Source organism: Arthrobacter sp. 49Tsu3.1M3, from assembly GCF_900168135.1.
Lineage (GTDB): Bacteria > Actinomycetota > Actinomycetes > Actinomycetales > Micrococcaceae > Arthrobacter.
In genome coordinates, this window is the sequence record NZ_FUZD01000007.1 from 115,901 (window position 1) to 138,098 (window position 22,198).

The 22,198-nt window shown below is 59.4% G+C and carries 16 protein-coding genes; 8 read left to right on the plus strand and 8 right to left on the minus strand.

The window, feature by feature from the left end; genetic code table 11:
- The first annotated feature begins 57 nt into the window (after positions 1 to 57).
- Positions 58 to 1,377, plus strand: a complete 1,320-nt coding sequence (locus B5X90_RS10530) for a hypothetical protein (protein ID WP_143264711.1) — start codon at positions 58 to 60, stop codon at positions 1,375 to 1,377.
- A 26-nt stretch (positions 1,378 to 1,403) separates the two neighbouring features.
- Positions 1,404 to 1,988 (plus strand): recombinase family protein, encoded by a 585-nt coding sequence (locus tag B5X90_RS10535; protein WP_079552721.1) that lies wholly within the window; start codon positions 1,404 to 1,406, stop codon positions 1,986 to 1,988.
- Between the two features lie 141 nt (positions 1,989 to 2,129).
- Here B5X90_RS10535 and B5X90_RS10540 read toward each other — a convergent pair whose 3' ends face one another.
- Genes B5X90_RS10540 through B5X90_RS10555 form a run of 4 tightly spaced genes read right to left on the minus strand, consistent with a single transcriptional unit; the run spans position 2,130 to position 9,388 of the window.
- Positions 2,130 to 4,205 (minus strand): AIPR family protein, encoded by a 2,076-nt coding sequence (locus B5X90_RS10540; RefSeq protein WP_079552723.1) that lies wholly within the window; start codon positions 4,203 to 4,205, stop codon positions 2,130 to 2,132.
- Positions 4,202 to 5,203 (minus strand): PD-(D/E)XK motif protein, encoded by a 1,002-nt coding sequence (locus B5X90_RS10545; protein WP_079552725.1) that lies wholly within the window; start codon positions 5,201 to 5,203, stop codon positions 4,202 to 4,204. The genes B5X90_RS10540 and B5X90_RS10545 overlap by 4 nt, the downstream gene beginning before the upstream one ends.
- A complete protein-coding gene (locus B5X90_RS10550; protein ID WP_079552727.1) occupies positions 5,196 to 7,916 on the minus strand; it encodes a Z1 domain-containing protein in 2,721 nt (906 codons plus the stop codon). The genes B5X90_RS10545 and B5X90_RS10550 overlap by 8 nt, the downstream gene beginning before the upstream one ends.
- The gene (locus tag B5X90_RS10555) at positions 7,913 to 9,388 is read right to left on the minus strand and encodes an ATP-binding protein (RefSeq protein WP_179129107.1); all 1,476 of its coding nucleotides are present in this window, start codon (positions 9,386 to 9,388) and stop codon (positions 7,913 to 7,915) included. Before B5X90_RS10555 ends, B5X90_RS10550 begins: the two co-directional genes overlap by 4 nt.
- A 334-nt stretch (positions 9,389 to 9,722) precedes the next feature.
- Between B5X90_RS10555 and dcm the strand changes: the two genes are divergently transcribed.
- The 3 genes from dcm (at position 9,723) to B5X90_RS10570 (ending at position 12,793) form a co-directional block, all read left to right on the plus strand.
- A complete protein-coding gene (dcm, locus tag B5X90_RS10560) occupies positions 9,723 to 10,976 on the plus strand; it encodes a DNA (cytosine-5-)-methyltransferase (RefSeq protein ID WP_143264712.1) in 1,254 nt (417 codons plus the stop codon).
- 110 nt (positions 10,977 to 11,086) lie between these two features.
- Positions 11,087 to 12,337 carry a type II restriction endonuclease gene (locus B5X90_RS10565; RefSeq protein ID WP_079552734.1) on the plus strand — a complete coding sequence of 417 codons (1,251 nt, stop codon included), beginning with the start codon at positions 11,087 to 11,089 and terminating at the stop codon, positions 12,335 to 12,337.
- Between the two features lie 234 nt (positions 12,338 to 12,571).
- Entirely contained in the window at positions 12,572 to 12,793 is a 222-nt protein-coding gene (locus tag B5X90_RS10570) for a hypothetical protein (RefSeq protein ID WP_079552736.1), read from the plus strand.
- A 1,177-nt stretch (positions 12,794 to 13,970) separates the two neighbouring features.
- Here B5X90_RS10570 and B5X90_RS20990 read toward each other — a convergent pair.
- Positions 13,971 to 14,531 carry a hypothetical protein gene (locus B5X90_RS20990; RefSeq protein ID WP_143264713.1) on the minus strand — a complete coding sequence of 187 codons (561 nt, stop codon included), beginning with the start codon at positions 14,529 to 14,531 and terminating at the stop codon, positions 13,971 to 13,973.
- 586 nt (positions 14,532 to 15,117) lie between these two features.
- Between B5X90_RS20990 and B5X90_RS10580 the strand changes: the two genes are divergently transcribed.
- From B5X90_RS10580 to B5X90_RS10590, 3 genes are all read left to right on the plus strand, one after another.
- On the plus strand, positions 15,118 to 15,516 hold the full coding sequence (locus B5X90_RS10580) for a helix-turn-helix domain-containing protein (RefSeq protein ID WP_079552740.1): 399 nt from the start codon (positions 15,118 to 15,120) through the stop codon (positions 15,514 to 15,516).
- Positions 15,517 to 15,720: 204 nt separating this feature from the next.
- Positions 15,721 to 16,644 carry a DUF3039 domain-containing protein gene (locus tag B5X90_RS10585; protein ID WP_179129108.1) on the plus strand — a complete coding sequence of 308 codons (924 nt, stop codon included), beginning with the start codon at positions 15,721 to 15,723 and terminating at the stop codon, positions 16,642 to 16,644.
- A 489-nt stretch (positions 16,645 to 17,133) separates the two neighbouring features.
- Positions 17,134 to 17,796: a helicase associated domain-containing protein gene (locus tag B5X90_RS10590; RefSeq protein WP_256860172.1), complete on the plus strand. Its 663-nt coding sequence runs from the start codon at positions 17,134 to 17,136 to the stop codon at positions 17,794 to 17,796.
- A 220-nt stretch (positions 17,797 to 18,016) separates the two neighbouring features.
- Here B5X90_RS10590 and B5X90_RS10595 read toward each other — a convergent pair whose 3' ends face one another.
- The 3 genes from B5X90_RS10595 to B5X90_RS10605 all read right to left on the minus strand — a co-directional run bounded on the left by B5X90_RS10595 (position 18,017) and on the right by B5X90_RS10605 (position 21,955).
- A complete protein-coding gene (locus B5X90_RS10595; RefSeq protein WP_079552747.1) occupies positions 18,017 to 20,149 on the minus strand; it encodes an ATP-binding protein in 2,133 nt (710 codons plus the stop codon).
- A gap of 295 nt (positions 20,150 to 20,444) precedes the next feature.
- Positions 20,445 to 20,729, minus strand: a complete 285-nt coding sequence (locus tag B5X90_RS10600; RefSeq protein ID WP_079552749.1) for a hypothetical protein — start codon at positions 20,727 to 20,729, stop codon at positions 20,445 to 20,447.
- A gap of 257 nt (positions 20,730 to 20,986) precedes the next feature.
- The gene (locus B5X90_RS10605) at positions 20,987 to 21,955 is read right to left on the minus strand and encodes a hypothetical protein (protein ID WP_079552751.1); all 969 of its coding nucleotides are present in this window, start codon (positions 21,953 to 21,955) and stop codon (positions 20,987 to 20,989) included.
- Positions 21,956 to 22,198: the final 243 nt, after the last annotated feature.

Sequence of the window (22,198 nt, forward strand, 5' to 3'; positions counted from 1 at the left end):
CCAGATAACGAAGAAACCCCCGGCGGCAACCGGGGGTTTCAGAGAGGACATCAGCACATGTCCAAGAACACCACTAACCCTACCGCGCCAAGGCCTCCCCGCCGTCGTGGCTGGTCCATCGTCTCCAATGCCTTGACCCGGGAGATGATCGAAGACTTCGTCGCCGCCCACCCCAGAGACCTCGGCCACGGCGCGGTCCACGACCGCGACCCCGGCACCGAAGTACACGGCCATGTCTTCTTCTACTCAAAGACCCAGCGCACCGCCGCGGCGATGCAGCGCAAGTTCCCGGTGCCGGTCATCGTGAAGCCCTTCATCGCCCACCCGGGTGAACCCGGCACCGATCGCGGAAAGTTCGCCATGTCACGGGGCGCCCGCTACAACACCCATGAACACCCTGACCAGCAGACACTCGGCAAGGCCCGGTACGGCGACGATGAGATGATCGCGACACCGGGCTGGGACTGGCGCGCCGAGGTCGACGCACTAAATGCCCGCGAGAAGGTCGATCCTGAGCGTCCGGCACGTCTCGCGGCGGTCGACCGCTTCGCTCAGCGGATACTCGCTGGCGAACTGACTGCACGCGATGTTTATGACCAGAACAAGCGGATCTTCTTGGCCAAGAGCACGGGCCACTGGACCCAGCTGGAGCGCCAGGCTGCCGAGTGGAAGCGCCAGAAAGCCGAAGAAACCGCGCTCAAGGTTTACGAAGAGCGCCGGCAGGCGGCCGAGGCAGAACAGGCCGAGCGGGCGTGCCTCGCCGCGGAACAGGCTGAACGGGAACGCCAGGCCGCTGTTGGGCGGGAGGCGGAACGCGATGCACAGGCCCGCAAGCTGGCCGAGGAAAGTGCCTTTCGCGAAGCCGCACTCGAGGCAGAGCGGGCCAGACCCGAGTACCAGGAACGTCTCGCCGTCCAACAGGCCGAACGCGATCGTGTTGATTTGATCGACATGATCGCAATGTGGAACGACGCCAAGGGCAGTCGTTCCGCTCGGAATTCGCACGCGAGAAGATACGCCGCCGGTCTTGGTCTGACTTCCTCCGCGCACGTCCGCCCGGACAGAACGCTGACTCATCTGGGTGCTGTTTTGACCTATGCCGAATTGGCTCTTGGCATTGAGCCTGCCGACGCTGTTACCGATGAGATCATGCCCGAAATTCGGCAGGATCTCATCGACCACCGCCGGACGATCTCATCAGCCACGCTTGTCCTCGGCGGCCCCGAACTGCGCGCAGCAGATGGGAGCCATCACGATTTCGAAACGGCCCTGTCCCTTCGGCAGAGGCTCGGCGGCTACCCGGACATCATCACCCTTAAGCCGCCGCGGTCCGACATCAAGAAAGCCTGGCGCGAGCAGCTCCTGGCAGCGTCCTGATCAACATTCCCGGGAAGGAATCCACCATGAAGTTTGGTTACACGCGGACGTCGACGAAGGACAAGCAGGACGACGACCTCCAGCGCCGGGCACTCATCGATACAGGCGTCGACGCGAAGCAGATCTTCTCCGACCAGGTCTCCGGTTCCAAGGAAGCCAGGTCCCGCTCGGGATGGGCAAACCTCGACGATCGGCTCTGTCGAGGTGACGAGCTCGTTGTCTGGCGCATCGACCGCATCGGGCGTTCCATGATCGACGTCATCACCACGGTGGAGGACCTCCTCGACCGGGGAATCGAGGTGAGATCCCTGTCGGACGGCATCGACCCGGCGACCCGCGAAGGACGCCTGATGCTGCACCTCATGGCTACCTTCGCCGAGTACGAACGCGAGCTCATCCAAGAGCGAGTTCAGGCCAGCGTCGATGCCGCCAGGGCCCGGGGTGTGAAGTTCGGCCGTCCGACCCCGGACGCCGATAAGGTCGCGCTGAATCTCCGGACGGTGAAGCACCTCATCGACTCCGAGGGACTCGGAGTCGTCGATGCATCCCGGACCGTCGGGTGGTCTAAGGCAACGTACTACCGCCACCGTTCGGCAGCTGGAGTCTCGTAAACCCCAAACCCGAGGTGGGAACTTCTGAGACAACGTTCCGAGACCCGTTCTCCGGTGGTTTACCGGCGAACGGGTCTCGTCCTATTTAGGAGATGTTTGCGGGACGGTACGTCGTTCAGCCAATGGCCCCTAGCCTGGCCGTCATATCTTGGCGAATCCAAGATCCTGAATTTTTTGGAGTGCCCCCAGTATGACCGCACTTTGGCGGTCCGTAGGAACTGCCGGGGTGGGCCGGGCCACAAGTCTAAGGACGCTGATTTCCTTTTCAGTGAGCGCACGATGCTGCTGACCGTAGCTGATGGCCTCTGACCAGTCCGCGGGCGAGATCTGCAGCACCCTCATGGTTGCATTGATTCCATTGTCAATTTTCTGTGTGGCCGCAGCGTCGCGTCGGCGGTCGATCTGTCTAGCGGGCGAGACCAGTGTATTGAGCAACGATTCCGGCAAGATGACGGGAATCTGCTGGACAAGGTTCCAACATTCGGCACGTTTGGCCCATTCCGTTACGTTATTGACGGGACGGTCTGGCGAGTTGAGTGCCCCGAGGACCAAGCTGCCTACGTGGACGGCAAAATCGCGGACTGGTTGGGGCAGTGACTGCTGCGCCCAGACGGCGTTAAAGTCCATCAGGTACCCTCGGCCCTGTTTCTCGATTTCGCGTGCGATTTTGGCCATCGTGTACGTGACGATGTTGGCGAGATAGCCCTTTTCGTACCAGTCTGCGTTGGCTATGTCCGCGCGAATGGTGTTGAACATGATGGCCCGGGCCACGACGTTCTTGAAGTACAGCTCGTTGAAGTCCGACTCCGATCGTTCCCATGTCTCCGCCACCGAAGCGGCAAAGGCCATGAAGCTCTTCTGAGCACCTTGGCTGACAACGTGGGGTTTCTGCTGCCAGGAAAGTTCAAACTTCGCGACATCGGTTTTTGTCATCACCTGGCTCTTGGGGTGCTGCGACTCGAACATCTTCGCGTGTGTAGCGCCACCACGCGACTTTTCGTTCAGGTACTGTCCGCGGGTGCGCTCGTAGTACCAGTAGACGTTGTAGGACTTGCCTGCCAGCGCCGGCGCCGCGACATGCCTGGAGTGGTCCTCGATGCGGCGGTGGAATGGACTGTTGGAGAAGAAGTCGGCCGCGCTGACCTTGTTTTGGCTGTTGGCGTATCGGGCAACGTCCGGGACGATCTCTTCTGCTTTCGCGGAGTCGACGACGATGAGTTTCATCTGGACGAATATGCCGGACAGGTCCGGTTTGGGGGACGTTTCTTTCCGCAGGTTGTAGAGGGAGGCTGTAGTTTGGCCGCCGTTGACGATCTGGAGGTTTTCTATGCCCCGTAGAACCGGCATGCCGGAAGCCACATCCACGGATACTGCGGTTGCGGTAGCCGTAATGCCGTTGTTGTACGCCAGGAACATTTCGGGTTCGGTAAGGGCAGTTTTTTTGATGCCTTTGTTGACCATGCCGCGGGCACTGAGGTAGCTGCGGACATTGCTTTCGAGCAGACGGCTCCCGTACTGGCCGTAGAGGTCCGCGATCACATCACCTGGAACTGATGCCAGGTACGTTACGAAGTCATCGCTCTTCCCTGTGGTCTTGAGCACCGGGAGGCCCAACGGGAGCCACTCCTCAAGATCGATCTCAATTTCTGACCGACCACTGTTGGACTCCTGGACCTGGTGGAGCCGCTGCAGATCCCAGATGTGATATTCGATCGGCACACCGTTGAGTTCGGAGCTGACCACGTCCTTCATCCGGTCACTGGTGCGCGCATCCGTCAGAAGATACAGGCGGTAGCGGCTGACGTTGCGGCCCCGGGAGCGAAGGTCTCTGGCGAGCTGGTGGGCCGCAGAGCTTTCCTCCAGCGCATCTTCCAGGAAGTTCTGAACGGATTCCGTGAGGAAGTATTCGAGTGCCTTCAGGCGCTTTCTCGCATCCGGGGTGGAAATGACCGCGATGTCCTCGGAGTCCCGCCAGTCGACAACGGCGAGAGATATTTGGCCGTCGGTGTCGTCAAGGTCAAATCCGTCGATGGCGAGGTGCTGTCGATTGGAGCCCCGCCCCTCATAGTGGAGGACTTGAAGACTATCAACCTCTTCGACGTCGGACAGCCGCTCCGCCATCAAGCTGGCGAAGGCGCCGGCGGCGAAGTCGTTTTCCGCTTCGGCCCGCACCCTTACATCGGACTTGAGATTCAGATGGAATTCTTCGATGTTCACGGGCTGACTACTCCGGGGTCGGGAACGAATGCTGATTCTTCGGATTTGGCGCTGAAGCTCAGAAACTTGTTCAAAGCAGGAATCTTGAGACTGTAGGAAACATCGACCACGTCGGTCGGGATCCCGGAAGAACGTACTGCCGGGAAGTCCGGGGAGACCGCAAACACCCGGTAGCCGACGGGGAGATAGTGATGTTCGGCGTAATAGGGATTGCCCTTATCAACGCGGAGTTTTTGTTCGAGTTTGTAGGTCAACCGTTCCAGACTGGACAGGTCGCCGGCGTGAAGATCTTCCACGTGGGTAATGAGGTCACGCAGCGTCCAGGACGCGGCAGTTTTTACGGGGGTTTCTGTCAGAGTTACCAGTACGAGGTCCAAAGGCGCGGCGTCCAGCTGCTCGGCCGATGAGATCCTCACTTTGGTGGAATCGGCGTGAACGGATTTGATCTCATAGATCGCGTCTAGGAACTTGTAGTCTTGATCGCTTCCCAGAGGACCCTGCCAGGCCTCCTGAATCTGCTCTACGGGAGCGTGCAGGTGGCCGGAGACAAAACCGAACCACATCTCTGCGATCAGACCCCGGACCTGGGCCTCTGAAAGGGTGTCGGAGTCGTGGAACGTCATCAGTTTCTTCCACTCCCCCAAAGCAGTGGCAAACCGCGCCAGTCCCTCGGCTTCGGAGGCGGCGTCTTTGCTTCGCTCGGCAAGGTCCCAGCACAAACTCATGAACGTTTTTTTGAAGCGTATGTCAGTCAGTGCGAACGTCATGGCCCACTCCCCGTCCTTCCGCAGCCCCAAGTCCACGCGGACGGCCGCCGAGATATCAGGTTTCCGCGGCCGGACGCGGGAGCGTACGAAGAATATGGGCTCGCCGGCATCCCCGTCGCCGAAGTGGATTTTTAGGGGATGCCCAAGGCCCAGAAGACGCTGCCGGCCCTCCCCGCGTTGAAGCAGCTCGTCCCACGATGCGACGACGTCCTCGGGAATCTGGCTATTCATCGGATGCACCCTCCAAATCCTCCGGGCCCATCATCTTGCGGAGCATGGATTTGGTGATCATGTACTCGACATCCTCGGTCTCATCCGATGGATCTGATGATGCGTGCGGAAACGCCAGCTTGATAGCGACAACCGGATCCTTGGGCTTCCTATGGCCCGAACCGTTGTCTTCTATCTCATTGGGGTCCATCCCGTAAATAAACAGAACCGGCCGGTCCAGAATCCGGATGTATTCTGACTCCGGGGGGTTTGCGGACGTGTTGTTCTCCGCGTACTTCTTCTCCATCTCCGACACGGACTGGGCATCGGCTACCAGCCGAAAATCACTGCGCCCACCGAGACGGCGGCTGCTGCCGGCCACGGCGTAAGACTCGTCGCCCAGCCCAATTGTCCGCTGGTTCAGCGTAATCACCCGATCCCCGATTTCCCGGGTGGGCGCTTTCGCCGTTCCTGCCATAAACACCACGTCCCAGTTGTCATGGTGCGATCCTGAGCGCACATGCCGTTCCAGTGCGGGCGAGAACTGGAAGTCCTTGAAGTGGGCGGTGAATGCACCGAGGAAGTCTGCGACGTGCTGGCGGTCAACATCCGTCCAGCGGTGGCTGAGGGTTTTTTCTCGGGGGACGTACGTTGCCGTGCTGTCCTCCTCGATGGCCAGGATCAGCTTTTCCGCCGCCGCGTAGTTACTTTTAACGTGCGAGGGCCGCGCCGACAGCTTCGTGGTTTCCGGAGACCGCCCGGAGAATGACACCCGCACTTTCCACTCAGTGGCTGTTTTCATCTTGTTTCGCGCCGTGATCAGCATCGCGCCAGGATGTTTCCGGACCGCGACTCCAAAGTCCTCCGGCGTGTAGCCATCATTGTGCATGCTGATCAGGTCGGCCCTGAGCTCCTTCACGGACCGGTCGATATAGGCGAAGTTGTCGGCCTGTTCTGCCGTGATCCAGACCCGGCAGAGGTCCTCATAGCCTTCCCGATAGCCGAACCAGCGTGCCATTTGAAGGAGCGTGTCCGTCGCCGTCGCGTGCCGGAAGAAGTAACTGACCATAAGACCATCGAGGGTCAGCCCACGGCTGAGGACGTCCCCGCCGACCACAATCTGCCGGGGCCGGCGCTTCTGACTCATGGGTTCCGCCGTGTTTTTCTTATTCAGGGAGGAGTTGATCACCACCGGGGTGATGTCGGCTACGGCGGAAGGGAGTGCGGCGAGCACTTGCTCCCACGTCACCCCGGCATTCGCGTAGTGCTTTGCGTGGGTCTCCTTGAGCTGATCCAACACCTTGTTCGGCTGTCCTGATGCGTACGTTTTCGTGTTGAGCCCGATGGTGTTCTGAAGGTGGGTCAGTTCACTGGTGACATACGTGATCACCTGGTCCTGAACGTTGATAAAGCGGGAGACGTTGACCAGCATGGCCCTCGCTTCATCTTTGTTTCCTCGGATATCACGGATGGCGTTTGCGATCAGGTATGTCCTGATCGCCTCGCGCAGGCTCTCCGGGATTCCCGTAACGGACAGTGAGGCCTTGTGCTTGGGGGGGAAGAACTCGTCGGCATCCGTCAGGTCCACGACTTGTTCGGCGGCGCCACCGTCTGTGGAGCTGAAGACCTTGTCCGCTCCCACGTAGTTCGAGGGCGCCTCGAGCGCATATATGTAGTCTTTGGGGAACAGATCATCCTTAACGTCGCTGTCAATAAAGATGTTCGCGAATGGTGTTGCAGAGAAACCGATGTAGGAGCTGCGTTCGAACTTGGTGAGCAGTTCCCGGATAAGGGCATTGATGACCGTCGGGTCGTCCTCTTCCTTGCTGGTATCTACGGAGGCATAGTCCGATTCGTCATCCAGCAAGATCATCGGCAGTTCAAGTTTTCCGTTGGAACCGGTCTGTTCTTCGAACTCGTTGACAAGGCTTTGGAGTATGGCCTTATTTTTCTTGACGACAAATACGAATGTCTGATCCGGAGCTTTACCAACGTGGATCATCGTCGTCTGCTGGGTCTTGGAGTTGAAGTCGGACCAGACGCTCGTCCTGGCGGCGACCCGGCCAACAAGCTCTCTGTTGTTCACTCCAATACCCACGTATTTTTCCGGTGATGCATCCGTCCCGAGCTTGGAGCCAGGCATAGGTTTGGACATCCCGACGACGCCTTCGTCGACACGTTTCTGAGTCTGCTGGCGAAGATACCCGGTGTGGCCGCCAAGAACGACAATCAGCCTGTATCCGGCGTCGATCGCCTTGTTGAACAGTCCCAAGTAGGTTCCGGTCTTTCCGGACTGGACGTCTCCCAGAACCAGACCGACCCGGTTCCATGCGCCCTCACGATGTGGATCACCCACGAGATCGAGAATGTCATCAGTCAGCACCCCCATGTCTTGGACCACACGGGGTGAAATGCCTTTTTCGTTGACCAGCCAATCCTGGTATGCGGTCCAGCGCTGCCAGTCAATCGCACCGCGCTGCTGCTTCACCCATGGCTCGTACCCTTCGGCAGTCAGAACGGTTCCACGGTCCATCGAGATGCCCATCGCTGCCTGGATTCGCTGGACGATAGCGGCCAAATCGTCCGGCCCCAGACTCTTCCCGAACATACCCGCCAACAGTTTCAGGTTGGTATTCACCATCTCTTCTGTCAGCGCACCGCCAACAAGCTGCGACTTCAGCATGCGTTCTAGCTGAGCAGCCTCCTGGGCACGTGTTTCCTCAAGATGCGTCATTGCATAACTCCCAGTTCGGTAACTTCAGTCAGTAAGGCATGGATGTCCCGGCACCGGGAGAACTGTTCAGCGGCCTTGAAGCCGTTGATGAAGTCCTCGGCCGATCCTCCCCCAGCGGACCACTGCCGCCAGTATTCCGTGGCGAGGTCTTTCAGGGCAGTCTCTGTGGTCTCGGGGGGCTTCTGCGGCTGATCCCCAGTCAGTTTCACGTAGGCATCCGTGACAGGAAAGGAGGACTCTATGGCTTTCAAGGCCGTGTCGAGAGCAAGTCTCTGCTCGGAATCAAGCTGCTCGGCAAGATTTTCCAAAAGCGGGTGCTCACGGTTGATCTGGTAGTAGAACCCCTCCCGGCTGCTCAGTCCCAGCCATGTACGCATCACGCTTTGCCGGGAGTCGTCAATGACGCCCTTATGGCGGAACGCCCGCTCACTGGGCTGGATGATCCGATCGATCACCTGCCTCAAAGCCTGCCGGATCGCTGGCGGCGGGCTGGCCGCGGATTTCTTGATATCCAAGGCCCACAGGTGGTCAAGAGTGTTCGGAATGTCAACCTGAACCCGGGCGAGCTTCCCCAATTCACTTCTCGAGACCAACCGGAACCATGTTCCCCAGATCACGAGACGCTTGGCGCGGTATATGTAGAATCCCTGGTTGTCCCTCAACGGACCATTAAGCTGCGCCTGGGCCCGTTCCTTGGCCGACATCTTGTTGATGAAAGGCAAGGTGTAGGGGCGGAAGGTAATTTCTCCACCGTCGACGCGGATCAGTTCCTTGTGCCCGGACTGGGTAGCCCTGTTGTTCCTCAGGAACGGGTCTGCGGGCTCGATTCTTTCCAGGTTCAGGCTAATGCTGATCTTTTGTCCATCCTCCCCTTCCAGGAAGCGATGATAGATCAGAGCAAGATGCTCCTTGGCGTCCGCCATCTTCGCCGTGAAATCCTCGGTAAACCGGGCGTGGTCAGGATCCGAAACGTCGATTTCTTCCCACAGGACAACAGTCCCCGACGCCTTGTCATCCAGATACCGGGTGTGTGACAGCCCGAGGAGATCATCGTCGGAAAGGACGTAGAGCTGCCATTGCCCGGATTCGGCGAGGTGGTCGAGATTCCACTGAACGCCGACCAAGACGCCGTCCTGCTTACTGATGAGAGTCAGGACCCGGCATTGGGAGAGTGATGCCGTTTTCAGGCCAAGTCCGAAGCGGCCAAGATCGCCAGCGTTTCTGGCGGACGTGGAGTTTCGCCCGGCAAGTTTCATCGCGTGCCGCACGCCGGCAGCATCCATACCGGTCCCGTTGTCGCTGATCGAAACAAAAGTGTTTCCTGGTTCCGCGCTGAAGCGGATATCAATTGCTGTCGCGGTCGCCGTGATCGAGTTGTCGACGACATCGGCGATGGCGGTCTTCAGCGAATAACCCACCGCCCTCATGGATTCCATGAGCTGCGGACCCGGCGGCATAACTTCAAATTCCAATGGTTCTCCCTCGCGGACACTCCGTAAAACATATAGCAGAGCAGCGACATCACCCGTTTTCGCGGGAGGAAATGCCGGTCCGCCTCTGTGCCCTGATGTCCGCCCGATGAAACAGCCGCATCCGAGGACGGCGCACCCGCGCTGCAGGAACCCTCCGCTGTGCATGACTTCCCGCGACCTCATGTCCCTGCCGCCCGAGGATCGCTCGAATTCTTGTCGGAGGGGAACCGTACAGTGGATCCACACGGAAAACTTCGGGGCATCAAACGGCGCGGCACTCCGTGCTCTGGGTCGTTTATGCGACAGAATGTCAGGTGAACAACCCAGATAGGACATGATGGACAACGTAACCACCCTTCTCGGCCAGGCCCGTGCCCGGTACACCCAACGTCAGCTCGCTGAGCAGCTCCACGTCTCGGACCGGACGGTGGCCCGCTGGGAAAGCGGCGAAACGCCGTGTCCGACGATGCTCGCCCCGGCTTTGAAGGAGCTACTGGGGCTGCCTACCGCGGTCATCGGGCCCGAAGATTTCAGATTCGTTGACCTCTTTGCGGGCATCGGCGGGATCCGGAAGGGTTTCGAGGCTCATGGCGGGCGCTGCGTGTTCACGAGCGAGTGGAACAAGTACGCCGAGAAGACTTATCTGACGAATTTCCCGGACGACCAGGCGGACTCCCACACCTTCGTCGGGGACATCCAGCCGTTCCCTGCGTCTGAAGTTCCGGATCACGACATTCTGCTCGGCGGTTTTCCCTGCCAGCCGTTTTCCATCGCCGGAGTGAGCAAGAAAAACTCCTTGGGGCGGCTGCACGGCTTCGAGGATGCAACCCAAGGCACCCTCTTTTTTGATGTGGCCCGGATCATCAATGAAAAGCGTCCGGCGGCGTTCATGCTCGAGAACGTCAAGAACCTCCGGTCCCATGACAAGGGCCGGACCTTTGCCGTGATCATGGAGACCCTGCAGGAGGAACTCGGCTACGAGGTCCACGTCAAGGTTATTGACGCCATCAACTTCACTCCCCAGCACCGGGAACGCATCATTATTGTCGGTTTCCGCGAACCCACGGACTTCAGCTGGGAGGATCTGGAGGTCCCCCCGGTCGGCCCGAAACTGAACACCATCCTGCACAAGACTGACGGCACCGAGCCGGTGCTCGAATGGGACGGGGACAGGTTCTTTGATCACGAGAACGCCGAAGTACAAGCCAAGTTCACCCTGACGCCGAAGCTGTGGGCGTACCTGCAGGCCTATGCCGCCAAGCACAAGGCCGCCGGCAACGGCTTCGGGTTCGGGCTGGTCCACCCCACGGGAACCAGCCGCACCCTGTCGGCACGGTATTACAAGGACGGCTCGGAAATCCTTGTCGCGCAGGACGGCAACCGGCCCCGCCGGCTGACACCACGCGAATGCGCGCGTCTGATGGGCTATGAAGACAGCTTTCGGATTCCCGTGAGTGACACCCAGGCCTATAAGCAGTTCGGCAACAGCGTCGTCACCCCGGTGATGAAGGAAATAGCCCGGATCATGACCCCACATGTGATCAAGATTGTCAGCCAGCCGGCCGCGGCGCAGCCCCTTTCCGCCTGAGGCGGCCAGTGACATCGTAAGAGTGTCTCGGCGTCTGGAAGCCCCGGCGCCGCGATACCGTCAACTGCGCGGCCTGCGCATGGGAATGATGACTATTGGGGGATTTACGTATGGATTTCGGAGATCTTGCCGATCACTTCGATGGCGTCGCGGCGAAGATCCTCAGCAGCGTTGAAACGGTCGGCCGGCGTTCTAACCAGCACGAGCTCGACGGTGTTAAGGCGTTGCAGGGGCTCTTTGGCAGGCCCGCGGAAAAGCTGGTCATCCGGACACGGTTTCTGCTCGTCACCGATGACACAGACGAACCTGTTGCGGAAGACGGCACGCTGACGTTCTACGATGCCCGGATCAACACTCCGAACCGGTCCGAATACCGCCTTTATTACCCAGGCTCGGTGGACGCTATGAAAATGGCTCAACCGGGCGACATTGTCTTTATCGCGAAGCAGAAAACCGGGGATGCCCTGTTCATCGTGGCGCCGGCCGGGTCCAGCATCGCCGCGCAGCTGGACTGGCTCTTCGGCACCGATGTGCTCGAACACCATGGTTTCTCGGTCCGCTCCGGCCTGGAAAGCGGGCACGACAGCCTGGGCCTGTCCGCCATGTATCTGCTGGACATGCTCGGCATCGCCATCGAACCGCGCAACGATGACTGGCTGGAGCGGATTCTAGTCAAATTCGGGCCCCGCTTCCCCACCTCGGCTGAGTTCGGCGCCTTCGCCCGCTCCACCCTCCCCGATCTGCACCCGGCCGATGACCCAGACAAGGTCCTCATGGCGTGGATGGAACAGGAAGAAATCCTGTTCCGGACTTTGGAACGGCATCTGGCGGTGGACACTCTCGACGCCCTCTACAAGGACGGCCATGTGGACGTGGACAAGTTCATCGAAGTGTCGTTGTCGCTGCATAACCGGCGCAAGAGCCGGGCCGGGAAGGGACTGGAGAACCAGCTCATCGCCCTTTTCGCGGCCTTGGATGTGCGCCACACCTTCAACCCTGTGACGGAGAACCGGGCTCGCCCGGACTTTATCTTCCCGGGCATCGGCGAGTACCGCGATCCTGGTTTCGATGCCCTCGACCTGACCATGCTGGGCGTCAAGACCACGTGTAAGGACCGCTGGCGACAGGTCCTCAGCGAGGCCAAACGCATCGATGACAAGCATCTGCTGACCTTGGAGAGCCCGATCAGCCCGGCCCAGACGGATGAGATGCGGGACCACAGGATCCAGCTCGTCATCCCCCGGACCCTGCACGAACCGTACAAACCGGAGCAGCGGCAATGGCTGATGGGCGTGGATGACTTCATTGCCCTCGCCAAGGAACGCGACCGACGGGGTCCGGCTCAGCCGACGCTCCTCTGAGGGCCCATTACAGTAGCTGTGCCGACCCTGCATAAAGCAGGACTGCTGAAGGTTTGACACCGTCAACTAGACCTTCAGCAGTCCCCAGCTCTACTCTCTCTGGTCTGGGACTTTACTTCCCTGGGCTATGGCACGGCCCTTCGACATCGGAAACGTTGATACGTTCTGCCTCGTCGCATCGGACTGCGACTACCGCTGCATGGCCACATCAGACTCCGCCAATCCTGCAAGCGCGTGATCGGGATCGGCGAAAAGAAGACGCCATCGACGTTGAGAAACGCGTGTGACCGTTTCACCTTCCTGGAGCCCTTGGAGAAGGACGAAACGGTTGCGGCTATCGAAGAAGAGAAGTCGGTGGAAGCCCACCCGTCCGGACCACAGGATCTTGGCACTCAGGATCCCGATGCGCCAACGACCGGCGCTTCCGAGGCTGCCATGCTCCGCACGGCAGTGTGAGCAAAGTCGAAGACGACGGGTGCCGCGGCGGCAAGACTCGCGACTTGATCGGCGGTCAGTCCGGAGATATAGCGGTCAATCTTCGACTGTGGTGCGAGAAACGACTACACCTTGAGTCTGGGCTAGGACGGGCGGGTCTCGACGGAATCGATCCTTGTGGCCTCTGTCCCGCGGTGAGGACCGTTCCTCTACCGAACCGCGGTGGAGACCGGGGTGAGGAAGAACAGGCAGCCTGTTTGCACGCACCGAAGTTGCGCCGGGTGGACGGCGTCCAAGCCGGCCATCGTGTTCATCGACGACTTCGATGTTCTATGTAGGGAATGGACTCGGGACCGTCCTGGACCGTACCCTCCCGGCCCCGCTTGGCTTGTCGAAAGTCTGGTCGATCTTGGCGACCAGACCGGCTAAGCATCGTGGTCGCAGGCCGTTCCATGAGCCTCCATCGACTCCCCTGCAGTGCGACGAACAGCAGCCTGCTACTTGGGCCTGCCACACTGGCGGAAAAGGGCGCCTTTTTTATGGAGCAGGTGGCGAATTTTGAAGTCGGGCCCGGTCAAGGTCTATACCGTTCCAAGTGGAAAGACCGCACTCGCACTCTTCACATTTCCGATATTAAGTTGGGGGTGGACAATGAGTCCGCGACGGCATAGCCCCGCACTATCGGGGGCGTTTCAGACGACCGGCCTCCCACAGCTGTCATAGCCGCGCCTACGTCAAGGCCGGTAGCTCCATCTGGGCCAGCCTCGTCACGGCTTCGGGAGTCACGCGGCCCCGTTCCTTGTCCAAGGCCACCCTCAACTGTGCGGCCAGAATGTTGCGGCGAACATGTAGAGCTAGTTCTCTCCGTGACGCTGGGTCAGTCCGGAGCTTCCCGTCCGGCGTTCTCAAAGTCTTGAACGGTGAAGGCAACCGCGGCAGTGTCAGCTGCGCCAGACGTACGACCGCCTCCGGCGTCTGTCGGCCCTGTACCTCGTCCAAGGTAATCCGGAGTTGGGCCGCCAGGATTCCCCTTCGTACACGCAGAATGGTTTCTTCCCTGGACGTTCGGGCTTCCTCACCCGCAGCAGGCATCGGATAGCTCCTCTCTGCACCTTGCGTCCATGATTACAGAGAGGGCAACTACCGCCAAGGCTTCACGTCAGCAAGGCGGGAGCCGCCCCAAGCACTTCTACGTAGGCTATCTATCTGACGTTCGCCCTCCGGGTTGCGATGCCTTGCGCAGGAGGCGAGCGACCTCAGGCGTCATGGAGTAGCGCTCTCCGTCCCAATCCCAGATGTAGTGCCAAGAAGTGCCCCTAGGAGTGGTGTACACGGGAAGACCCGCACGACGAATTGCCTTCCCGACGCCACCGAGAACGCCAGCTACCCCCGGAGCGCCTTTCGGATACTGGCTTAGATCGGCGAGTTCTTTTGGAAGGAGGTGCGCGGTCTCATCGCGGGCCGCTTCAATCATGTGACGGAGAATGCCCTTTCCCGGCAACGAGATCTCATCCCATAGCGCTGCCGCCATGGAAGGGGCTTCATCAGTCTCAACCCAGGAGGGAACGGTCCCGGACGGCAACAGGGTGGGCACATCGGGATTTGGGACGTCGGCCACGAACTCTCCAAAGCGGATGTAGAACTCTTCCACCCGGTGATCGGGGACGTGGACGGTAACGGGAATAATCACTTGAACTCCAAGGTAGCTTGTAACTGAGGTTGATACTCTCAGCATGACTTCCCTGAGTGCCAAAGTCAAGCGGGGTTGTAACCTCCCTTGATGGAACCCCGCTCAAATCGTTACAACATAACGGTCATTATGTTGCTGGATTTTTCGACCCTCCGGCCCATCGCCCGGACCGACGACCACCGAGATTCCTGCCCAAGGTAGGGCACAGCACTTCATAATGTCGCGGCCGTTGGTTCCGCACATTCCAGGTGCCCAACAGAGATGTCCCGGTGCTGACTGGGCTCGACCTGGAACAGCTGACCGCCGTAGATCGGATGCCCATAGCTTTAGCCCTGCCCACCGCCCGGTCGCTTCAACGTGGCGACGACTCAGAACACCGCAGGACCTGGATCTGGACTTCGATCTACACGACTAGGCACAGGACACGCCCGGGCATCCCTGACGCGCCCACGAACGCAGCGGTCTATCCGCTCCGGGGTAATTTTCCACTAGGAAGCATTTTTCCCGCCGCTCATGAAAAACGAACGGCACTGAAAACGAATCCAATTTTCGGCGACTTGACGCGCGACATGGCGGGTGTGACACTTGTGACACCTAGAAATTATTTTCCTGGACCCGGAACGCTAGCGCGTTCTCTTATGAAGGCGAACTCCACATGACTACCACTTTGTCCGCTTCCGTCGTGCCCGAGAACGAAATTGATGCGCTGAGTAGACTGCGTGCGTCACTTCCGGATGGTTCGGAACTTGGCAAGGTATTGGGCGCGATGAGCGATGGCTTACGTAGCGGCGTTGGCGTCACTGTCGCACGTGATGACGACCAGTTGACCCCCGCCCGGGCCGCGGCGATGCTGGGAATCAGCCGTACACACCTCTACAAGATTCTGGATGCCGGGCTGCTCCCATTCCACGTTGTCGGTGAGCGTGACCGCAGGATATTTATGGTCGATCTCCGCGAATACCTGACCCGCACGATGGCGTTCCGCGCTGCGGATGCGCAGTCCATCGCCAAGCGTCAGGAGCTTGAAGACGACCTGCTCGACTCGATGGAGTAGCCCGACGCCGGCATTTCGATCTCCAGCTAAGCTGGGCGGATGTTGCTGGATAGACGAGTTACCCTGAGGTGCCTGGTTGATGACCTTACTTCCGATTGGGATGATGCGAACCATCACCGTTACGCGAAGACTCTTCGTGCACTCGTCAACAAATGTATTGCTGGCGAAGCTCCGGAGTCCTCGGTAGCGGCTCAACTCCGGAACATGCCCCGCCTCAACGCCCTCGATCACCCGCTGGTTAGGCACTTCGACGCCTCTTTTGGCCTCGACCAGCGTTCGGAGTCGCGAGAAAGCATTTCGGGCCTTTCCGCACCACACTGGTGGAAACAGAAGACCTCACGTTGGAGAGGTGCAGCCACGGACCATTCAACTGTTGGCACGAGCACCGTATGGCTGTGCGCCGCCGGTGTCCGCCGCCAAGGCGATACCGATGATTTTTACGCTGCCTTCATGCGTGATGTAACCCGCTCAGGTCCACAACCCTGGCTGCCCACAGAAGAAGATCTCCTGGCCGGCAAGGTCGAAGACAAAATTCTGGCCCTGGATGCTTGGAAGCTGCAGATACATTGCGGCGCCTTGGCGTTGCTAGCCGAATCATTGCAAAGCCCCAGCGAGACGTTCACACTGGAATTTCCAGCGCCATCCCGCACGTCCTCAAGAGCCGCTATCGGGAAACTCTCTATGAGTATCGAATCAGTCGACGTCGACGGCGTTGAGCTAGGGGAAGTTTTTCTCGTTGCCTCGGTCCTCGACCGCAAGCAAATAAAGGCAGTTGACCTTGCCGTTCAGATCGCGCGCGCGGCTCTTCAAAGTGACGCGGAAGTATGGCATTCGACGACCTACACAGACGACGCCTATGCATTCTCGGCTCTGATCGACCCGGCTGCTCGGGCATACTCAGAGGAACTCTCCCGCACAGGAAACCTTCCCGTGGAATCAGTACCGGGGGGTCTCCGCATTGGCCTCCGCGCCCACTACGCCCGGAAACATGGCCTCGTTGACGCCCAAGTTGAGGGATCATCGGTACTTAGTTTGTGCGGCTATTGGTTCGTACCCACAGCCGATCACACGGACCTCGAGACTTGCAGCGAATGCTCCCAACGGCATGACCAGATGGGTGTGGTCTAACCTCGTCGCGGCAGGCTGGAAGCCAAGCTATCTGACTGATTCCATGGGACACAGCCCGCCCGAATCGGGGTGGGCTCTCGATGCGTCAGATGACTTGATCGGCCATCCAGCCCTGCCGAGAACTGCAGCTCAAAACCGGACTGTTCACCGCAGTCCCCGGAGCTCGCTGAGACCATTGATACGCGGCCGCGGATAGCTCAATCGGATGCCCCGAGGAGTTGGAAGGAGCGGCCTCGGATTCGTCAACGCGTCCAAGTGCGGCAGCGCACGTGAGCCTTCACCAAGCGCTTCCACAGGGTCACGCCCTCAGTTATAGGAAGTTATAGGGGGTTATTGGGTTTTTCCTATAACCCCCTATAACTTCCTATATCTGGCTATAGCCCCTGTCGCACCGGGTGGATGCTGAACACTCCGATCGGTGCCCACTTCAAGCACCAGCGGCATCAGAACATCCCTCACGGGTGACCTTTGAGTCGGCCCCGTGGCAAGATGACACCCATCATGGACGGCAAGTTGCGGCGCGCTCCTGACGCGGAATGGGTATTGATGTACCGGCTCGGGCTGAGCCGGAAACGCATCGCTGACCTCGTCGGCGCTGAGCCTGCCACCGTCGGCTACCACCTTGTCATCGCGCGCCGCCAGGACCTGAGGCTCGAGGCGGCACACATGGCTGCCGCCGGCACCAAACCCAAGCCCTCTGCCTCGAGCCTTGCCCGCATGGACGAGGTCATCGCCTGGATTGAAGCCGAGGGCAAACTCCCTCGCGAACGCTCCGAGAACAAAGAGGAACGATCAATGGCGCGGTGGCTCTCGGACCGCCGCCGCGAGGCAGCCCAAGGCACGCTTCATGCGGCTTACGGCGAAGGCCTTGCCCGTGTCCCCGGGTGGGGCTGGAACCACAGGGCAGCGGCCGAGGAAGCCAGATGGCACCGGCGGCTGGCCCAGCTCGTGGTTTTCCGTGAGGAAGGCAACGATTGGCCCCGCCACAAGAACTGCGATTCTGAGCGGGAACACACTCTCGGCGTGTGGGTCCATGCCCAGCGACAAAAGCACCGTCACGGCGAGCTCGAAGCTGAAAAGGTCAAACTTCTGGACACCGCCGTTCCCGGTTGGCAGGCCGGAAGGACCAGGGGCCGCCTAACGCGTCGATAAGCATCACAGGCCGGCCCAACGACCGCTTCGAGTGCCACCACACGCACTGAGGTGCTCCCGCCCCAGCTTCGACAGCCGCGAACTCCACGTTGAGTCCGGGATTCGCGCGGCACTACTGGGATGGAGCACAGACGTGTTACTGGGTCGCGTTACTTCCAGCGGTCACCATAGGCGTTCATGGTGCTCCGGTCCGCTGTGCAAGTCATATTCCGTTTCAGAATCAACGCCCGGCCCTACTTCGAGACCCTATCTCACGTATCCGGTAGCTGAACTTCTGGAACTCCTCAGGCACATCTGTCGCGGCTTCGGCGCCCCGGCTAATGGCGCTGACGGATATGTCAGCTTTGTAGGTCCTGCTCAGCCACTGTTTGAAGTTATGAAGGCCCTTTCTCTTATCCAGTGACGGAATTGCCTGATCGTGTTCCCTCCGCAGATCGTCCCAGGACTTTTCGGCTTCTGGAACCATCACCTCGACAGGCAGGTACTCGATAATGTCGCGGGCACGGAAACCGTAGGGTTCTATGCGTGAATGTACTTGGTGCTTCAGCGCCCGCCCAAGCCAATTCGTGATCCACTCGTACTCGCTGCCCTTTCGCCCGCGGAATGCGCTGGTCAGGCGTGTCATGGCCAGATCTTGTTCGTTGGACTGCCATAGCTTCACTGCTTCATTCCACACATCGTTGACTTCGTGGATCCTGATATCGTCCAATACCGCGACAAGATGTGCGTCTGTGAGGTCAAACAGAACCTGGCTCTCAATTGATCCAGGCAGATTCCTTCCTCCATGCATAGGGATAATCTTGACCCTCGCTTCGTCTAGGGCCGGTCCGCAGAAGGCGCGCAAAACGATCTCGTCGTGGACACCTTCGACTAGGAGGAATATGCGGTAAAGGCCCAGAAGGTCGGACGGAGACAGTCCCAAAACTGCAAGGGACTCCGGCCGCAAGTCGGGAACCTGTCCGACACGCGTTTTCCCCTCGGTTTTCGACACATGGACGCACTTAGTGGCACTGGAGTTGAGAACTTCCGGAGAGTGCGTGGCGAGAATGAGTTGGGGTCCAAATGCCGTTAGTGCTTCGAGGCCCCCAGACATGTGCCGCTCAGCCGCGCGATGGAGCGCCGCTTCTGGTTCGTCAATGACGGAAGCCGCGATAAGCGAGTTGAAGTCCAGTGCCCTGCGGATGGCGATTCTGGCCCATCGACGTTCAGCCCGGGAGAGTGAGATGAGAGGCACGGCTTCGTGGCCATAGCGAACAATCCATTGCACGGGTTTTTCAGCCAGCCACCGCGACGGGTGTGACAGTTTAAGGGTGAGAGTAGGAGCATCCTGCAGGAGAGTCGAGTAGATAGTATTAACCTCAGTTTCGAGTTCCTGAACCCAGCGACGCAGTAGTTCGTCTGTGTCTTGGGCCGCCTTTTCTTCCTCCGGCCGAGAATCGAGACGTGCCATCAGCTTCACAGCTGTAACCCGGTCTAGATCAGAGTCGTCCTCGTCATCCTCCAACTCGAATGGCATTGTCTTGGTGGAGAAGAGCTTGACCACGGGAACTGGAAGGCCGTCTCCAAGCATACGGCTGATGAACCGTCTGACGCTGTCTGCATCGTCGGACCAAACAAAGTCCCAGGCGAACCCTGCTACTGGTTCAAAAACGCCCCATCCGACTTCCTTACCGATCTCTTCCCACGCAACTTCGATTTCGTCTTGTCTCTCCGAAAACTTTCCTTCTGTTATCTCCCCGGCTTCGAATTGCGCCTCAAGCTGCTCCTCTTTGGCTAGAAGCAGGGTCTCCCGCTCGTCCTCCTTGTTCCAAAGATTGACAAGCCGCGCCACGGCTCCCTCGATGGCCGGGGATCCTGATCCTTGCGGAGGCATGCAGAGCCAGACATCCCAAGATGACTCCTCACCACCTGCAGGAAGGATGGCTATCGAGGTCAGTTCGGCTAACTCATGGACAAACGCGGATTTTATCTCGTCCTCGCTGAGGGAGGGATCAAAGTGCCTTCCGCCCGATAGGAACCAGGAGCGGATCGCGTACCCGATAACATCAGCGTCCGTGCCTTCATATTTCAACTTGTAAGGAAGATCGCGGGCAGTTTCTTTGATGCTCCGCACTACCCACTCAAAAGCTACCGACCCGCTGTCGGCCTGCATGATGAGTTGAGTAATGTATTTTGTTCGTCCGGCAAACGCGTTTCGCAGGCCGTTGAGAATAGAGGTTTTGCCGGCACCATTTCTACCGTAGAAAGCTGTAAGCGCTGGACCGAACTGAACGGTCACGTCAGAAAGAGGGGGGCCGTAGAGTCGCATCCCAAGCAGGGAGGGGCGCGGCTGTAGCTGGGGAACTTGATCCATGCAGATATTGTTACCGCACTTTCACCGACATGCGAATCTGACCCGCAAATCGAGGGGCGCGCCCGACTGCGGCTGTCTCAGTTCCGTTCGTGTCCTGCAATAGCTCGGAGTGTAAGTTCGCGGCCACACCAGAGTTTCTATGGGCCTGGATTCGGAAGGTGGACGGCGGAGCTCCCATCGCATCCCGGTTCAGTCCTTCGCGGCATGCCAGTACTGCCTGCGTCGATTAGCACCTGCGTTCGACGCCTCAGTGCGAGCTGACTCTCTGACATGTCTGCGACCCGTCGCCAGCCCCCTATAGCCCGCTGCTTCCCTTCCACTCCTCGGCCGTCACGCGCTTAATGCTGGTCGATTGCGCCCAGCCCAGGTGGTACCCGCCCGAGGGATCCAGCCACTCGATGAGGCCGTAGCCGCGTGACCAGGCGACGGCCTTGCCATAGATGCTGCCGACCTGCACCAGAGGGCGGCCGTACTTCGGGAAGTCCCGGATCGGCGAGGTGTCATCTATCGGACGGACCTTGTCGGCGTCCAGGCGCGCCATCATCCGGTCCATGTCCTCGGGGGAACCAGCCTTGATCACGGCTCAATTTTAGGACGAATGCGCAACCGTTATCGAACACACATTCCCCACAGGATTATGCACATGTGGATATCTGTTCGATTGATGAGGCCCGTCGAGCACAAGTAGCAGCGAGATGAAGGGTCAGGTAAACGAACCCGACGGAGGGATGGGGGCAAGGTTTCCGGAGATCGCCCCCCGTCCACGCCCATCCCCAGGAACGACAAGTAGGAAGTCCGAACGGTGTCAGGCAAGAGGGAGGGCTGCCGTGACCGTCGTTAGAGTTCCGAGGCGTAGTGAACGGGGTTCCGCTGGTATGCCGAATGGGAATGACCTTGGGCGCGATAGGTCCGAACTGATGGCGGGGCCATGAGTGTGTCGTTTGCAGCCCTATTGCCAGGTGGAGGGACGAAGACGTGGATCCACCCGTTGGACTCGGAGACGATCGCAGATAGATCGCGAGCGAACAGTCCGTCCTGTCGGGGGCGTGCTTCGGGATCTTGCGCGCGAACCCAGTGCTGGTAGCGCTCGTAAATGAATCTGAAGGTCACGACACAGGCGAAATCTTGAGTATGAGCCAGCCAAAATCGTCGGGTGTTCTCGTCAACGGGCATCCGAATGGTTGGACCTGGCGCCACAGCGGTGCGCTTGGGGGGCGCCGACGCGATAGGCACCAGGTGTGAGCCTTCAGCCACGTCCTGATCGCTGCGACAACACGGGATGAAACTGACTGTGCCTGACCGGACCACGTATCGGAATGTTGCGACTGAATAAGACGTCTCCAGCAGCTCCAGGATGGAGTCAGTGATTTTGGGGTCGATGGAGGCTGCGGCGATGACGAGTACCTGAGATCCGTTGATCGTCTCGGGCAGCGGGTGACCGAAATGCTGCCGGAAGGCCATGACCAAGTCGAGCTTGAGTTGCCCGTCCGCTACGTGCCGAACGAGCTCCACCCTGTCCATCCGCTTAATCCTGCGGCGATAGCGGAGAATTTGGGCAATGATGCTTTCGCTGGCTTTACCCAGCTTCAGTTCGATGATGTAGATGACCCCGGTCGCGTCGATCGCGAGCAAGTCGATTCGTGCTCCGACTGTTAGGACCTGCTTTCCCCGCTTTATCTGGTTTCCCCTCTCAACCTGCCTTCCGATGACTAACAGGCGCTGTCCGGGAAGCGATAGATGTGCTTCCAGATAGTCTTCCAATTCCTTCTCGAGCCGAAACGCGTTCACGATCTCTGTGGTCACCATCAGTCGTCCGATTCTCCGGTCCGGGAGGACCGGGTATGTGTGCGGAGTGTTTTACCGATAACGAGAACAGGCTCCTGCGGTGTGCTGCCTGCGCTCCCGAAGGGCCTCGTGAATGCCGGCGCGCGCAGACGACCCGAAACGGGCATCCGCGGCGGGGGCATCTGTACGCCCCTACAGGACCACGAGGACGATAACACCTCGATCTGTTCCACGGGCATGCGTCCACGCTAAGGGCAAGCCCAC

Bases quoted from the DNA above. Each gene is read 5' to 3' on its own strand.
- B5X90_RS10565 (WP_079552734.1), top strand. From the start codon at position 11,087: ATGGATTTCGGAGATCTTGCCGATCACTTCGATGGCGTCGCGGCGAAG.
- B5X90_RS10590 (WP_256860172.1), top strand. From the start codon at position 17,134: ATGACACCCATCATGGACGGCAAGTTGCGGCGCGCTCCTGACGCGGAA.
- B5X90_RS10545 (WP_079552725.1), bottom strand. From the start codon at position 5,203: ATGAATAGCCAGATTCCCGAGGACGTCGTCGCATCGTGGGACGAGCTG.
- B5X90_RS10535 (WP_079552721.1), top strand. From the start codon at position 1,404: ATGAAGTTTGGTTACACGCGGACGTCGACGAAGGACAAGCAGGACGAC.
- B5X90_RS10530 (WP_143264711.1), top strand. From the start codon at position 58: ATGTCCAAGAACACCACTAACCCTACCGCGCCAAGGCCTCCCCGCCGT.
- B5X90_RS10550 (WP_079552727.1), bottom strand. From the start codon at position 7,916: ATGACGCATCTTGAGGAAACACGTGCCCAGGAGGCTGCTCAGCTAGAA.
- dcm (WP_143264712.1), top strand. From the start codon at position 9,723: ATGATGGACAACGTAACCACCCTTCTCGGCCAGGCCCGTGCCCGGTAC.
- B5X90_RS10595 (WP_079552747.1), bottom strand. From the start codon at position 20,149: ATGGATCAAGTTCCCCAGCTACAGCCGCGCCCCTCCCTGCTTGGGATG.
- B5X90_RS10605 (WP_079552751.1), bottom strand. From the start codon at position 21,955: ATGGTGACCACAGAGATCGTGAACGCGTTTCGGCTCGAGAAGGAATTG.
- B5X90_RS10580 (WP_079552740.1), top strand. From the start codon at position 15,118: ATGACTACCACTTTGTCCGCTTCCGTCGTGCCCGAGAACGAAATTGAT.
- B5X90_RS10585 (WP_179129108.1), top strand. From the start codon at position 15,721: ATGCCCCGCCTCAACGCCCTCGATCACCCGCTGGTTAGGCACTTCGAC.